Source organism: Eubacterium sp. CAG:156 (assembly GCF_000434315.1).
In the GTDB taxonomy this organism is placed as follows: domain Bacteria; phylum Bacillota; class Clostridia; order Lachnospirales; family Lachnospiraceae; genus Eubacterium_U; species Eubacterium_U album.
In genome coordinates this window covers 3,193-18,217 of the sequence record NZ_FR878154.1, presented here as the reverse complement: position 1 = coordinate 18,217, position 15,025 = coordinate 3,193, and the positions used below count along the sequence as shown (strand labels likewise).

The 15,025-nt window shown below is 32.0% G+C and carries 14 protein-coding genes; 3 read left to right on the top strand and 11 right to left on the bottom strand.

Translation table 11 applies throughout. The annotated features are described in order from the left end of the window. Both ABMA45_RS05105 and ABMA45_RS05100 read right to left on the bottom strand, forming a co-directional pair. Positions 1-989 (bottom strand): hypothetical protein (locus ABMA45_RS05105; RefSeq protein WP_348029923.1); only part of this gene is annotated, 989 nt, incomplete at its 3' end. A gap of 577 nt (positions 990-1,566) precedes the next feature. Beyond that, on the bottom strand, positions 1,567-2,355 hold the full coding sequence (locus tag ABMA45_RS05100) for a hypothetical protein (RefSeq protein WP_022088807.1): 789 nt from the start codon (positions 2,353-2,355) through the stop codon (positions 1,567-1,569). Positions 2,356-2,874: 519 nt separating this feature from the next. Between ABMA45_RS05100 and ABMA45_RS05095 the strand changes: the two genes are divergently transcribed. Then, the gene (locus ABMA45_RS05095; protein WP_022088806.1) at positions 2,875-3,597 is read left to right on the top strand and encodes a lysophospholipid acyltransferase family protein; all 723 of its coding nucleotides are present in this window, start codon (positions 2,875-2,877) and stop codon (positions 3,595-3,597) included. A 92-nt stretch (positions 3,598-3,689) separates the two neighbouring features. Continuing rightward, positions 3,690-4,127, top strand: coding sequence for a hypothetical protein (locus ABMA45_RS05090; protein WP_022088805.1), 438 nt, complete (start codon positions 3,690-3,692; stop codon positions 4,125-4,127). Positions 4,128-4,322: 195 nt separating this feature from the next. Here ABMA45_RS05090 and ABMA45_RS05085 read toward each other — a convergent pair whose 3' ends face one another. After that, a complete protein-coding gene (locus tag ABMA45_RS05085) occupies positions 4,323-4,748 on the bottom strand; it encodes a DUF1934 domain-containing protein (RefSeq protein ID WP_022088804.1) in 426 nt (141 codons plus the stop codon). 285 nt (positions 4,749-5,033) lie between these two features. Between ABMA45_RS05085 and spoIIR the strand changes: the two genes are divergently transcribed. After that, positions 5,034-5,654 carry a stage II sporulation protein R gene (spoIIR, locus tag ABMA45_RS05080; protein WP_022088803.1) on the top strand — a complete coding sequence of 207 codons (621 nt, stop codon included), beginning with the start codon at positions 5,034-5,036 and terminating at the stop codon, positions 5,652-5,654. 17 nt (positions 5,655-5,671) lie between these two features. Here spoIIR and ispE read toward each other — a convergent pair whose 3' ends face one another. The 8 genes from ispE to ABMA45_RS05040 all read right to left on the bottom strand — a co-directional run. After that, entirely contained in the window at positions 5,672-6,541 is an 870-nt protein-coding gene (ispE, locus tag ABMA45_RS05075; protein ID WP_022088802.1) for a 4-(cytidine 5'-diphospho)-2-C-methyl-D-erythritol kinase, read from the bottom strand. Positions 6,542-6,690: 149 nt separating this feature from the next. Next, positions 6,691-8,250: a DUF3794 and LysM peptidoglycan-binding domain-containing protein gene (locus ABMA45_RS05070; RefSeq protein ID WP_022088801.1), complete on the bottom strand. Its 1,560-nt coding sequence runs from the start codon at positions 8,248-8,250 to the stop codon at positions 6,691-6,693. Between the two features lie 17 nt (positions 8,251-8,267). Next, on the bottom strand, positions 8,268-8,681 hold the full coding sequence (locus ABMA45_RS05065) for a protease complex subunit PrcB family protein (RefSeq protein WP_022088800.1): 414 nt from the start codon (positions 8,679-8,681) through the stop codon (positions 8,268-8,270). Between the two features lie 102 nt (positions 8,682-8,783). Then, positions 8,784-10,517 carry a phospho-sugar mutase gene (locus tag ABMA45_RS05060; protein ID WP_022088799.1) on the bottom strand — a complete coding sequence of 578 codons (1,734 nt, stop codon included), beginning with the start codon at positions 10,515-10,517 and terminating at the stop codon, positions 8,784-8,786. A gap of 102 nt (positions 10,518-10,619) precedes the next feature. After that, entirely contained in the window at positions 10,620-11,618 is a 999-nt protein-coding gene (locus ABMA45_RS05055) for a spore coat protein CotS family (RefSeq protein WP_022088798.1), read from the bottom strand. Positions 11,619-11,867: 249 nt separating this feature from the next. After that, the gene (locus ABMA45_RS05050) at positions 11,868-13,226 is read right to left on the bottom strand and encodes a CCA tRNA nucleotidyltransferase (RefSeq protein WP_022088797.1); all 1,359 of its coding nucleotides are present in this window, start codon (positions 13,224-13,226) and stop codon (positions 11,868-11,870) included. 10 nt (positions 13,227-13,236) lie between these two features. Continuing rightward, positions 13,237-14,265 (bottom strand): AI-2E family transporter, encoded by a 1,029-nt coding sequence (locus ABMA45_RS05045; protein ID WP_022088796.1) that lies wholly within the window; start codon positions 14,263-14,265, stop codon positions 13,237-13,239. Between the two features lie 59 nt (positions 14,266-14,324). Further along, a partial coding sequence (locus ABMA45_RS05040; protein WP_348029922.1) for an aminotransferase-like domain-containing protein occupies positions 14,325-15,025 on the bottom strand: 701 nt, incomplete at its 5' end.

Genomic DNA, 15,025 nt, shown 5'->3' with positions numbered 1-15,025 from the left:
CTCTTTGCATTAGGATCTGCTGCACTAGCAAGATACCAAGGGTCATTTGAATCTGTTAATAATCTGTTGTTGCAGAAGTAATACCAGCTGTACTGACCACATTCCTTAGCAATTTCTTCTGAAAGATTTCCTGCACCTTCAGCAACGTCAACTGTTGTTTCAGCCCATTCAGGTACATATGTAAGCAAGTCTTTAACTGCATCTGAGTTAACATTAACTGTTCCATTCTCTAAGATGCTCTTATTAATATCTTCTGTTCCTGTTTCAATTAAACGTACAGGAGTGCTCTTGTCGCCCCAGAATGTTTCACAATCTGCTGACTTGATAAAATCTGTATATTCATCAATATCCCAATCAATATCAGGAACATCGATATTGTTTTCTGTTGCGAGTGATTTATTAACCCAAATACCCCAAGGAATTGAGTATGATGGCAATGCGCCCTGGAATCCCCAATAGTTCATTGTTGCCATAAGTGATTCATTGTATGCTTTGTATGAACTTTCATCTTTGTAAACTGATAAATCTGCAACTAAACCTTTCTTAATGTCATTAGGAACATCTGTTGATGCCCAAATATCAGGATATTTACCATGGTCTACTTTAAAGTTTTCAATTTCCTGATCCCATGTGTTTGTTCCGGCCTGGTTAGGATCACCTGATTTAGCAAAAAGGTTAATCTTTACATTAGGATATGTTTCATTAAACTTCTTAGCTACTGCATAAACTGCTGCAACGTTCTGTGCTTTAATGTCATCCTTTGTCCAATCCATATGTCCTATATCTTCATAATACTGACCATCACCTGACCATACCATGATTGATATGTCACCTTCTGCATCTTTGTTGAGGCCTGTGCTCATGTCTGCAGTATTATCTCCCTTAGAAGAACCGCCTCCATTTTTCTTATCGCCACAACCTGTAAAACCTGTAGCTCCTAAAACTACGCAAAGTGATAAAGCTAATGCTTTGCGGCTAAATTTTCTCATTATAACTTCCTCCTTCAAAAAATTTAAAAATTTCACCTACATTAGAATTCACATCGTGATTTCCTAATTCATATTCTAGCACACATATATGTACAAATCAACATAAAAAAACGATTTTACAAATCGTATTCTTGTATATTTTATACATTTTTGTTATTTCTCATTTTCCCAAACTTGTATACTTTGTTATTTAAAACCGTTTCATTTCTTTGTTAAATCATTCACAATTACTATATATAGACATTTTTTGTTGTATTTTTGCGATATTTGGTGGTAAAACCCTTTATTTATGCCACTTTCAGCCTTTTATTGTTTGTTATTATTTATTATTGTTTGTTATACACAATGAGCCAGACATATAAAATTTTATGTTTACATAAAATTTTATATATTTGGCGAATGTATAATCACCGAAAAGTAGCGCAGCGGATTTGAGGTGGTTATTCATGACGCAGTCATGTGTATAACAAACTTTTTTATTCGGCTCATTGTGTATAACAAAAAAAGATAGAGCAAAACCGCATTTGCAAATTTTGCTCTATCTTTTTATTAAATATTAAATTCAATTAATTTTTAATTAAGCTTCTTTTCTCTTCTTTGAAAAGATAACAACTACTGAAGCTGCTGCAATTGCAACACCTGCGCAAGCGATAGGTGCGAAATCACCTGTAGCTACTGCAGAAGTATCTGTTGAATCTGTTACGCTTGTGCTTGCTGTATCTGTTGAAGCACTTGTTGTATCTGTGCTGTCTGCTGATGCATTATCATTTGATGCTGTATCTGTGCTTGCTGCCTTAGTTGCTGCAAGTGAGTAACCTGTACATTTAAGTTCTGTAGCGTATGTAGCATCACCATCATTTGGTTTTGTCTTTGAGTACTGGTAAATAGCTCCCTTTGCTTGATCTGTTCCCTCAGCTCTGTCACCAAAATCACCACCGATACCAAAGTAAATTGAATCAGCATCTACTTTAGCCTTGAAAGTAACATCATACTTTGTTGTTTTTCCAGCCTTTAACTGAATCCAATCACCGTATGCAATATCATCCTTTGTTGCGATTTTGATAAATACCCATTTATCACACTTGCTTGATGTCATATTAAACTTAAGCTGATATTCATCGCCTTTTTTAATCTTAAGGTTCTGCTGGAATACCTGACCTCCCCAGCATCCGCCCCAACCGATAGCGTCCATGTTAGCTGTCCAGCTTGTATCTGTTGAGCTCTTTAATTCACCATATGCTCCTTCATACCATCCTTCGTTCTGTCCGAAATAGCTTCCCCAGCTAGCGGCAAAACACGATGTTGTCATAGCAACTGTAAGTGCCATTGCTGCTACAGCTGCTGCAAATTTCTTTACTAACTTCATTTTAATCTCCTCCTATTTCATAGTGCGAAATGACTATTTCGCAAGTTAACCATAGTATATCACGCGCAATTTTAATATTCAATAAATAAAACCGTTTTTATGGGTGTTTTATACATATTCGCCAACTTTTCTGTCTTTACAATGTATATTATTACTAATAAATTTGTTATTTTAATACATTTTTCTCTTATTTATTCTTATTTATATTTAAATTGCATATTTTCCAACGCTTTTTTTGTAAATCAATCTTTTTTCTTTTCTTATTTTAATATTGTCTTTTCTATCTTATTAGTATATTTGTGTAAACCTAAAATCCACTTCATCTGTTAAAAGTGGCTTTCAGTTTTTCACTTCACGTAATATATTCGTTTTATTATCAAATATAGTGTATATTGATTTTTTCATTCTTTCCACTTACAATAATAAAAGGCATTTTTTTAATTGTAATATTCCAACTAAATATATTTGCGACTACAATTATACGAATGCAATAATGATATAAGGAGAATACTAAATAATATGATGCGACTTATTATTTTAGCCATCTTTTTGGTAATTTATTTAATCGTTTCTCTGCCATTTATGTTGGTTGAATTAATCATTCAGCAGTTTAACATGAATCTTAGAAGCGTAATTTGTTTAAAATGGGTACAATTTGGATTTTGGATTGTAATGAAAATTAGCGGTGTTAAAACCAAAGTTAAAGGATTAGAAAACATTCCCGATGATACTTCTGTTTTATTTGCATCAAACCACAAAAGTTACTTTGACATTGTTACTACATATCAATATATGAAACGCCCTACAGGTTACATTGCTAAAGCTGAAATGAAAAAAATTCCATTATTAAGTTGGATTATGTACTTTGTTAACTGTCTTTTTCTTGACAGAGAAAATCCACGTAAAGGCTTAAAGACAATTCAAAAAGGTACTGACTATTTACAAAACGGTGTTTCAATGTTCATCTGTCCTGAAGGAACACGTTCAAAAACTAACGAAATGCTTCCTTTTAAAGAGGGTAGTTTAAAAATGGCCATCAAAGCTAAAAAACCTATCGTTCCTGTTGGAATTATTAATTCAGCGGCAATTTTTGAAGAACATTTTCCAAAAATAAAACCGGGAACTGTAAAAATCATTTTCGGAAAGCCAATTGAAACAAAGGATTTAAGCAGACCTGAACAACGTGAACTTACTTCACATGTTCAGGAATGTGTAGCTAAACTTCTTGATGAAAATAAATAGATTCTTTAATTTACAACATATTTTTATATTATGTTGTAAATTTTTGTTTTAAATGCTAAAATATTGAAAGAATTTTATATAGGAGGTAAGTAATGAAGGCACTTACAATAACACTTATCGTAATAATTGCCGTTTTACTTGTTGCTTTCGTTGTTTTATATTTCTTAGGAAGAAAAGCGGAAAAGAAGCAGGCTGAACAGCAGAAAACTTTAGAAGCAAATGCTCAGACAGTTAATTTATTAGTAATCGATAAAAAGAAACTGAAATTAAAGGAAGCCGGACTTCCAAGTATCGTTGTTGAACAGACACCTAAATACATGAGAAGAGCTAAACTTCCAATCGTAAAAGTAAAAGCCGGTCCTAAGGTTATGAACCTTATTTGCGACGGAAAGATTTTTGACCAGATTCTTCCTAAGCAGGAAATCAAAGCTACTGTAAGCGGAATTTACATCACTAACTTTAAGAGAATCCGTGGTCCTGTATATGAACCACCTAAGAAAAAAGGTCTCTTTGGTAAGAAAAAGAAATAACAACTATAATAAAAAACAGATTATGATGTCATAATACAGTTTGCATAAAGCAACATTTAATCATTTGCTTTTGTAACTTGTGACAACATAATCTGTTTTTTATTCGTTTTTCAAGGATAGACGAAACCTAGCACTTTTCTCGATTTTTAAATCATGAGTAAAATCTAGCACTTTTCTATATTAGTTTCTAAATTTTTATTTTACTTTATTTTCAACTTTAATAACTATATTATTTGTTGAAACACTGCTTCCATTAATAAACAATTCATATTTAACTGTTGCTTCAATAACTTCATCTGATTCATCAAGCATCACAGCATCTGTTTTTGTTTCCATAAGGAATTCACCAAACATCGTACTGTAAATTGATTGATAAGACTTTTCTTCCTGAAAGCATAATTTTGAACTAATGCCTCCTCGTTTTGTAACTTCTACATATTCCGAAGTTATCTTTATCATATTTTTAATTGTCTTACCACTTTCTTCATCAATTTCATCATAAAGCAAATAATGTTTTCCATTTTTAAGATAATACTTTCCAGGTGTAATAACCTCTACATCTTCGTCGGTGTCTTCGGTAACTCTTAATCCTTTTATTGAAATAATTACTTCTTCATTCATAGTTTTTATTTATCTCTTTCTATTTTTTGTTCTTTATTTATCAAATATGTATATTTTTTTCTTTTTTGGGAACTCTCTATATAAATAATATTGTTGCAATAAATTATATTGCGGATTAATATATATCGTTTATTCTAACAGTCCGCAACCCCACTTAGATTTAAATTATTTTACACATAATTATTTTTTACTTTGCACATAGTTATTTATTTTTTATTTGGCACATAATTATTTATTTTTTTACTTTGCACATAGTTATATATTTTTTTATAGAGGAGTATTTACATGTTACATATAAATAAATTTTTTGTTTCTGTTATATTTGTTGTTTCTTTTTTTGCTCTTGCAATTATGCATAATTCAAAATCATCTAAGGTGCAAAATGACCTTAGCAATTGTGTTATCCGTTTCCATGTTAAGGCAAATAGCGATACCATTCCAGACCAAAATTTAAAATTGAAAGTCAAAGACAATGTTGTCGGCTATATGAATCAGCATTCTTCTGAATTCACTTCTTTAGAAGATGCCAAACAATTCATTGCCTCTCACGATAAAGATTTAAAGAAAATAGCTAACACTGTCATAAAAAATAATGGCTATGATTACGCTATATCTTCCTCATTTGGCTTAGATGATTTCCCGGTTAAAAAATACGGCGATATGTCATTTCCTTCCGGCACTTATCTTTCTTATACAATGTATATAGGAAGTGGAGAAGGTCATAACTGGTGGTGCGTTCTTTATCCACCTTTATGCTTTGTTGATGCATCTTCCGGTATTCTTCCCGAATCATCAAAAGAAATTATCAAAGAAAATATCTCCGAGGAAGATTATAGTTATATTTCAGAAGACAACACTGTTTTCCGCTTCAAATATTTAACGTTTTTAAATAAATTATTTAAATAAATTCCGTAAGATAAAGCTTAAATAAATTTTGTAAGATAAAGCTGACTCACAAACTCTTTTCCTGATAATGCATCCATTGATTGTTTAGCTTTCTCTTCATCATCATATATACCAAAGACTGTAGGTCCGCTTCCACTCATTAACGCATTGACCGCTCCATTTGATTTCAAAATATCCTTAACCTTCTGAATAATTGGATATTCAGGAATTGTTACATCTTCCATTACATTTGCAATCTTTTCACACATTCCGTATAAATCACCTGCTTTTATAGATTCGATTATTCCATCTATGTCAGGATGATTTTCTATCTGCGCCGGGCGTATATGGCTGTAAACAAATTTTGTTGAAACAAATGCGTCCGGCTTTGCAATTATCACATAACACTTTGGCGGTGTAGGTAAATCTGTCAATATTTCACCTATGCCCTGCGCTCTTTTTGTTCCACCTACTATGCAATAAGGCACATCCGCTCCAAGCTTTACACCGTATTCCTGTAACTGTTCATCTGTAAGCCCTAATTGAAATAACTTATTTACACCTCTTAATACAGCTGCACAATCAGCACTTCCTCCTGCCATTCCTCCTGCTATAGGTATTCTCTTATTTATATGAATTTTAACTTTTGATTTTATATCATAAGCTTCCATTAATACTTTTGCAGCCATAAAAGCTAGGTTTCCTTTATCATTTGGCAAAATATCTGCATCAGTGCTTACTTCTATTTCATAAGTTTGCGTGCCATCTTCCCTTGATATTATTACATCATCATACACACCTACTGTCTGCATAATCATATCCAAATCATGGTAACCATCTTCTCTTTTTCTTATAACGTCAAGTCCTATGTTTATTTTTCCATAAGCTTTTAATTCAATTTTATCCATATTCTGTACTTAACCTTTCAAACAATCAAATACGCTTCTACTTACGCCATATCAGTATACTAATTTCTTTTACTCATTACAAGTTTACTTAGGCAAAAGTATTCTCCATATATTCATTAAAGATTTTTGTAAACAAAAGTATCCTACTTTTACTCATTACAGGTTTTCGTAAGCAAAAGTCTTTCTCCCTCTTTTATTCTGGAGTTTTCCAACTTGTTTACATTAATTATCTGTGTCATTGTTGTAAAATTAGATTTTGCAATATTCCACAGAGTATCATTTCTCTGAACTATATAACCAACTAAATCCGGAACTTCATTTAACATTTCACTATCATACTCTTTTACTTCAACTTCATTTATAACCTGCATATCACATTTTTTGAACACGATAGCTTCAAGTGCAACTACGGCTTTAACTTCAATTTCACTGCTGTTTACCATATTTGTATTTACCTGTTCTACGCGCCATTTAACATAGTATGAATCATCTTTACTTATGCCGTCTGCATCAATTCTGTGTTCAAATTCCCAGCTGTCTTCTTTTGCACAAACAGGTCTCTTGTCATCTGAAGAAATGTACATTATACATGCTTTCATTTTTCCTTTAGCCACGATTCCGTTATCAACAATTTCAATATTGTCTATTTTCAAATCTGCTGTACTGCTGCAAATCTGCAAAGCATTTCCTTTAGACTGATCAAGTTCAATTTTTTTTACTGTTTTTGTTCTGGATGCATTCTTCACAAGCAATTTTTTATAGCATACGTCTTTTAATTTTGTCTGTACATTTTTAGTTGGTGAATATATATCCATTAAAATTTCAGTTTTATTTTCCTTATAAAGTTTTATCTCTAATTGCAAAACTGCGTCTATCGAAAGTTCCCTATTTTCTCCCTCTTCATTTTCATTTAAATGTATTTTTCCATCCTGTAGCGTCACATTTATAAATGAAATTAAATCTTCTGTAGCTTCACTCATTTCCAAATTATCCTTAAAATCTACGGTTGTTTCTATCCACTGATTAGGCATATCTGCTTCCTCCGGCAAATACATAATAAACACATACATTTCACCGGATACATTTATCATTCCATCATTTACTCTTGATGTCACATTTTTAAGTTTCAACTCTTTCCATACTATTCTATCTGCTGCCGGCTTAACTCCCGGTATATACACGCTTTCTTTTATGCGTATGTTTTCAGTTTGTTCAGCAACTACGGACATTGTTTCTACCGTATCATTTAATACTTCCATCCCTCTACTGTTTTCCATCTTATCCGGAAATTCTATGCTTTCAAGCCCTTCTGACACAGCTGAAATCAAAATTTCTGCCCTTAATGCAAATTTTCTAGAGTTATATAGTTTCACATTTGAACTATCAACTTCCATTTTCACATCAACAATACTATTTTCATCTGTGTTTCCAATTCTTAATGTTTCCTCAAATGGAATTTCTCCCTCTATTCCATACACCATATCTGAATCATTTGTATAATACAAAATATTGTAATTTATGTATCCATTTAATATGACCTGGTCAGTTTCGGGTGTAACTTTATCCAATTGAATTTCTGTTTTTTCCCTTACAATATTGTAAATTTCCGGAAAAACCTCTGATACATTCACTTCTTCATTTACATACATTTTGTTAGCAGCCTGCCCTGCCTTATTTCTCAAATATACATTATTTTTAACTAATTCCATATGCCCTCCCATTATTTTTATTCTGCGAATATTATATTTTTATTCGTGGATTCTATTTTTATTACTATGTACGGAAATGTTTCTGATTGTATATTTGAATATTCTTTAGGACCTTTAAATTTAGTTTGTACATATATTGAATTTGTTGTTTCATATAGTTTCTTTAAAATAATTGAGTAACCCTGATAATCCTGCTTTCCATATCCTATAAGAATATATGTGTATTCAGGATCAGTATAGGCCAATTTAAATTCCGAGCCTTTCTTTTCATCTATTACTTTCTTTACTTCCTGTGGTATTTCATTTTCAGGAACAATTGTGTATTCAACATCCTTCGTTTTTTTGCTGCTTATTTTTTCTATTTTACAGGAGCATAAGCAAATGCCCACCAAAATAACAGTAAATGCTAAAACCATTCTACATTTTGCCATAAAAAAAGCACCACAATAATTCTTATTAAGAATATATTATAGTGCTTTTATTTTTATAACATAAATTAGTCTTTACAAATAAATATTAGTTATATTTACGGCTTAAAGCATTGAGTTAACCATATCGAGTAAATATTTGCCTAGCTTATCAAGTTTCTCCTGTGCATCTTCAAAACTTGTACCCTTTACACCGTAATAGAATTTCAACTTAGGTTCTGTTCCTGATGGACGGATACATACCCATACATCATCTTCTAAATCATAGTAAAGTACGTTTGACTTAGGTAAACCTGTCTTAGTTGTTTTTCCTGTTACCATATCTTTAATTACATCTTCTCTGTAATCTCTTGCTGAAAGAATCTTAAGTCCGTCAAATTCTGTTGGAACGTCTTTTCTTAATTTTTCAAGAGTATTCTGAATCTTTTCAATTCCTTCTTTACCCTTTAATGTTAATGACTGTACTCCATCCATGCAATATCCATATCTTTCGTACATTTCAATCATCTTATCCCATAATGACATTCCTTTTGACTTATAATAAGCTGCTGCTTCGCAAAGTGCCATTGATGCAACTACTGCGTCTTTATCTCTTGCATGAGTTCCGATTAAGCAACCATAGCTTTCTTCAAATCCAAAACAGTAATGTCCTTTTCCTGTTGTTTCAAATTTAAGAATCTGTTCTCCGATGTACTTAAATCCTGTAAGTACTTCGATAAGATTTACTCCATAATATTTTGCAATTCCATTTGCAAGATTTGTTGTAACAATAGTCTTAATTAAAGCTCCATCTTCAGGTAATGTTCCATTTTCCTTCATCTGGCTAAGTTCATATTCTGCTAATAAGCATCCTGACATATTTCCTGTAAGTACATGATATTCTCCTGGTTTATCACCTTTTACATATACTCCAAGTCTGTCTGCATCAGGGTCTGTAGCTAAAAGTAAATCTGCTCCTACTTCATCACCGATTTTCTTTGCAAGCGCAAAGCATTCATCAGCTTCAGGGTTAGGGTAACTTACTGTTGGGAAATTACCATCAGGTAATTCCTGTTCTTTTACTACGTATACATTTTCAAATCCTAATTCTTTTAACACACGTCTTACCGGAATATTTCCTGTTCCGTGGAGTGGTGTATAAACAATCTTGATATCTTTTTGCATTTCATCTATGCATTTCTGATTCTTTACCTGTTTCTTTAATTCTGCAATGTAAGGATCATCTACATTTGCACCAATCTGTATGTATAAACCATCAGCAATTGCCTTTTCTTTATCCATTGTCTTACATGCTGAATAATCCGCAACTGCCTTAACCTCACTCATAATTCCTGTGTCATGAGGTGGTGTAATCTGTGCTCCATCTTCCCAGTAAACTTTATATCCGTTATATTCTGCCGGATTATGGCTTGCTGTCACATTAATACCTGCTGTACATCCTAAATATCTAACTGCAAATGATAATTCAGGTGTTGGTCTGAGACTTTCAAAAACGTAAGCCTTGATTCCATTTGCACAAAGACATAAAGCTGCCTCATCTGCAAATTCAGGTGACATATTTCTTGAATCATAAGCAATTGCAACTCCCTTGCTTCCCTGTCCCATCTTATTGATGTAATTTGCAAGTCCCTGAGTTGCCTTTCTGACAACATAAATATTCATTCGGTTTGTGCCGGCTCCAATAACTCCCCTAAGCCCTGCAGTACCAAATTCTAAATCCATATAAAATCTGTCTTCAATTTCCTTTTCGTCATCTTTAATAGCCTGAAGTTCTGCCTTCGTAGCTTCATCAAAATATGGATTATTAAGCCATTCGTTATATATATCTTTATAGCTCATGATTTCTCCTCCTACTTCCTCAATCTCTTCCTACAAAGTTCGAACTTATTATAATACAAAGATACCATAAAATAAATAACAATTTAGATAAAAAAATATTTTTTATTCCCATTTTTTCTTAAGTTGTGCTATAAATTGCTGTCTTTTTTCCTCCTGAAATTGAAATTGTTTTAGTTTCTCCTGATTTTTATCTGAACTCCATGCTTTATTTGAATTAAAATAGTAATTTATAATTTTCCAAAACTTTTCCGGATACACAAAAAAACTCCATAATACACGAATTTTTTCTTTGGTCAGATTTACCTGCAAAGAATATGTATCCATGACTTCCCATGCAAGTTCTTCATCCCATTCATTTTTTTCCATTATCTTTCTTAAATATCCGTAAAAGTCATATAATTGCAATCCATATCCAAATTTTTTCATATTAATAACAATCGTTTTTCCATCTTCAAATAGAACGCTGTGATGATTAAACACTCCATGGCATACTGATTTATTAGCTATAGCCTCTTTATATAACTGCTCATATGAACTATTTTTCAGTTCCCATATTCCCTGCTCACCCTGCCTGTAATATTTGCCAATTTCCACCTGAAGGTCAAGCTCAAATTTAGACTTATTTTTCCTTTTATTAATATAATTTCTTACTTTTATTATTTCCCTATTATGTCTTTCATAGACGTTTATTATATTATCAATATTATGTAAACTATATTCATCATTCCATAAATCGTAGGTATTTTCGGTTATGCTATGGAACTTTCCTAAATTACTAACAGATTTCATTATATCTGTCTTTAGCGATATATCACACTCTCTGGCATTAAACCATTTTTTTAAGATATACGTATATCCGTCTATGCTGACCGACACATACTTGCCTTCCTTATTTGGAATAGGATAATCGCAGCACAACCCATTTTTCTCCAAATACGTACCTATCAAATTATGGGTTCCTCCCTTTTTTTCGCCATCATTATATTCCTGCAAAATATATATGTCTTTTTCCGTGACACACCCATAATTTCCCTTTGTTCTAAATATCTCCTTTAGATTAATTTCATACTGCTCTAATACAGTTAACGATTTTTCATTCATACAGCCACCTCTCAATACCATATTCTGTTTATCTGGGACTTTTTCTTTTTGTTTCAGATAGTTTCAGCTTTTTTATACTATGATATTTTTGGTTGCGATATTCCTAAGTATTAAATTCTTCAGAAGATATTTTAATTTTTTGTAGCAAATTTTTTCGTTGTCAAAACTTTATTCGCTCTATTTTTATACATTAAATTCTAAGACGGTTGCAATGCAAATCCAGAATATGAAGCTGGAAAATTTTTCTTTTTATGCATTAAATTTTAAAACTAATTCTCGTAATTTTTCATTTTCATTTAACTGAGGATTTTCTAATACCATGTCTAATAGTCTGTCAAATATATCTCCAATCTTTGGTCCCGGCTTTACACCCATTTCTATCATTTCTTTTCCGGTTATATTTAATTCTGCTGAACAGGTACACTGTTCTTCATCTACTATTTTGTTAAATGTTTCTACAACATATAAATAATCATCATAACCTTTTTCACGTCCATATTCGCTTTTTCCTGCAAAATCTGCATTTACAAGTTGTAAATACAATGGATATATGTCTTTTCCTATTTTATGCACACTTCTCCTTACCTTTTCTTCACTTCGTCCATGCTCCACAGGGCGATCATCGTGGCAGGCAACAAGTCTTTTTACCAGTCCAATCGTCTTGTTATCCATTTTCAATCTACGCATTATTTTATTTGCCTTTTCCACGCCTGCTATAGCATGTCCTTTAAAATGGCTTCTCGTATCAAATGTATGTACATCCGGTTTCGCAACATCATGAAGCAATGCTGCAAATCTCATAACTCTTGTTTTTTCAACATTTTCCATTACTTTGATTGTATGTTCTCCAACATTGTACATATGATATGGAGTATCCTGTTTGCATTCCATCATTGCATCAAACTCAGGCAATACGACCTTTGTAATTCCTAAATTATATGCTTCAATTAATTTGTCAGGATTATCTGAAAGAATAAGTTTTTCTAATTCAGCACAAATTCTCTCTGCACTTATTTTTTCAAGAGTCGGTGCAAGTTTTTTTATTGCTTTCTCAGTTTTCTCCTCAATCTCAAATCCAAGCTGTGCTGAAAATCTTACTGCTCTAAGCATTCTTAAAGCATCTTCCGTAAATCTTTCTTCAGGATCATTTACACATTTAATAACCTTTCGTTGCAAATCACCTATTCCGTCAAATGCATCCACAACTCCGTATTTTGAATTATACGCCATGGCATTTATTGTGAAATCTCTTCGTTTTAAATCCTCAATCAGATTTGTTGTAAATTCAACTGACTCCGGATGTCTGCTATCCTTATATTCCCCATCAATTCTGTATGTGGTAACCTCATAGCCTATATGTTTTAACATTACAGTTACCGTGCCATGCTGTAATCCCGTATCGAGAGTTCTTCTAAAAATTTCTTTTACTTTCTGTGGAAGCGCTGACGTTGTTATATCCCAATCTTTTGGTTCTCTCCCAAGTATTGTATCTCTTACACATCCGCCTACCGCAAATGCTTCATATCCGTTTTCTTCCAATTTTTTTATTATAAAATCCACATCTTTTGGAATATTCATTTTTATATCGTTATTACATTTATATTTCATTTATACACCTTCATTCTGTCATTTGTTGTATTATCATATAAGCTATCGGTCCTAAAAATACTCCCAATAGTCCAAATATTTCATATCCAATATATATACATACAAGGCTGGTAAGAGGTCCTATTCCTGCATTATCACCTATAAGCTTAGGCTCTAAAATTTCTCTTACAAAATAGCATATTATATAAATAACAGCTATTACAAGCCCTTTTCTTACATTTCCAATTATAAAATAACCAACTGCCCACGGTATCATTATAATTCCAAGCCCAATCAAAGGAAGTGCATCTAACAGTCCCACTACAATTCCAAGTATTAAAAAATATGGATTTTTAATCAGTGCAAATCCAATACTGCACAATGTACTTGTTATAAGCATGATAACTAACTGTGCTTTTATATATGCCCTGAATATTATAGACATTTTACTTTTTATTTTGCTAAGCTCATTATAGAAAAATAGCCCTTTTATTTTTTCTTTTATATCGCTTTTTTCCACTACATAAAAATATGCCGCCATTACTGCAACTATAATCGCTGCTATAATTTCCACTGATACAATCACAACGGATTTAGAGTTTGACATTATTTTAACAAACACATTTTTCTTTGCTACTTTTGATACTTCATCCATTCCATCGCACATTGTCTGATACAAAAGTCCGTTATTTATCCTTAATCGCTTTTCTGTGTTACAGCAAATTTCTTTTATACCACAGTCTAAATCATTTTGAAATTTAGGCCAGCTTACGACCAAATTTTGTACCTGTCCTAATAACTTGTTTATAATTAACGCTAGCAGTACAAAAATTAAAATTACTATTACTACAAGTGAAAATATTGCCGCTACCTTATAATGGAACTGCAATTTTCTATTCAAAAAATCTGATAGTCTGCACACTAACTCTCCTAAAAAATATGCTAACACAAAAGGCCAGAACAGCGGCAGCAAATATTTTATCACCAGTATAACGCCTAATGAAACCGCAAATAATTTTATGCATTTTCTTATATTTTCATTTTGTAGCAACTCTTTCATACAAAACCTCACATATTCATACTATTTTCAGTATGAACATTTATGAGCTTTTTAAACTATTACGTATCTTTTTCTGCTGTAAATTTTAAGGCCTGTTCTATTATTTTAAGAGCTTCAACCATTTTACTTTCTTCTACTTCTGAATAGTTAATTATAAATTTATGGCTGAATTCTTTTCTAAATTTTTCATTAATAACTTCATCATCATATTGATAACAATAATCTGTCAGGCACGAAATGTTAATAAGTTTATCTTTTAAATACTTTTTAAAGTTTTCATCATCAATATTCTTTTTTATTCTCAAGATAAAATGAAGTCCTGAGTTTTCTTCTTCAATGGAAATCTGTGGATATATCGAAGAATTTCTTATTGCCGTAATAATTTTATTTCTGCTGTCTTTATAATAATTTCTCATTCGGTTAATATGTCTCTCATAGTAACCACCTTTTATAAATTCTGCCAGAGTATATTGTTCAAAGCTTGAAACCGTACTCGAATAAAAATCTAATTTTTTTGTATATTTATCCATTAATTCAAATGGCAACACCATATATGCGATTCTAATTGATGGTGCAAGTGTCTTTGAAAAAGTATTCATATAAATTACTTTTTGATTTTTATCTATACTTGCCATTGTAGGTATTGGTTTTCCTGAAAATCGAAACTCACTGTCATAATCATCTTCTATAATATATCTTTCTCCCATATTTGCCCACTCTAAAAGCTGATGTCTTCTTGCCGCAGGCATTACCTTTCCTG

Excerpts from the sequence above, each read along its gene's own strand:
- ABMA45_RS05100 (WP_022088807.1), bottom strand. The coding sequence starts at position 2,355 with ATGAAGTTAGTAAAGAAATTTGCAGCAGCTGTAGCAGCAATGGCACTT.
- ABMA45_RS05095 (WP_022088806.1), top strand. The coding sequence starts at position 2,875 with ATGATGCGACTTATTATTTTAGCCATCTTTTTGGTAATTTATTTAATC.
- ABMA45_RS05090 (WP_022088805.1), top strand. The coding sequence starts at position 3,690 with ATGAAGGCACTTACAATAACACTTATCGTAATAATTGCCGTTTTACTT.
- ABMA45_RS05085 (WP_022088804.1), bottom strand. The coding sequence starts at position 4,748 with ATGAATGAAGAAGTAATTATTTCAATAAAAGGATTAAGAGTTACCGAA.
- spoIIR (WP_022088803.1), top strand. The coding sequence starts at position 5,034 with ATGTTACATATAAATAAATTTTTTGTTTCTGTTATATTTGTTGTTTCT.
- ispE (WP_022088802.1), bottom strand. The coding sequence starts at position 6,541 with ATGGATAAAATTGAATTAAAAGCTTATGGAAAAATAAACATAGGACTT.
- ABMA45_RS05070 (WP_022088801.1), bottom strand. The coding sequence starts at position 8,250 with ATGGAATTAGTTAAAAATAATGTATATTTGAGAAATAAGGCAGGGCAG.
- ABMA45_RS05065 (WP_022088800.1), bottom strand. The coding sequence starts at position 8,681 with ATGGCAAAATGTAGAATGGTTTTAGCATTTACTGTTATTTTGGTGGGC.
- ABMA45_RS05060 (WP_022088799.1), bottom strand. The coding sequence starts at position 10,517 with ATGAGCTATAAAGATATATATAACGAATGGCTTAATAATCCATATTTT.
- ABMA45_RS05055 (WP_022088798.1), bottom strand. The coding sequence starts at position 11,618 with ATGAATGAAAAATCGTTAACTGTATTAGAGCAGTATGAAATTAATCTA.
- ABMA45_RS05050 (WP_022088797.1), bottom strand. The coding sequence starts at position 13,226 with ATGAAATATAAATGTAATAACGATATAAAAATGAATATTCCAAAAGAT.
- ABMA45_RS05045 (WP_022088796.1), bottom strand. The coding sequence starts at position 14,265 with ATGAAAGAGTTGCTACAAAATGAAAATATAAGAAAATGCATAAAATTA.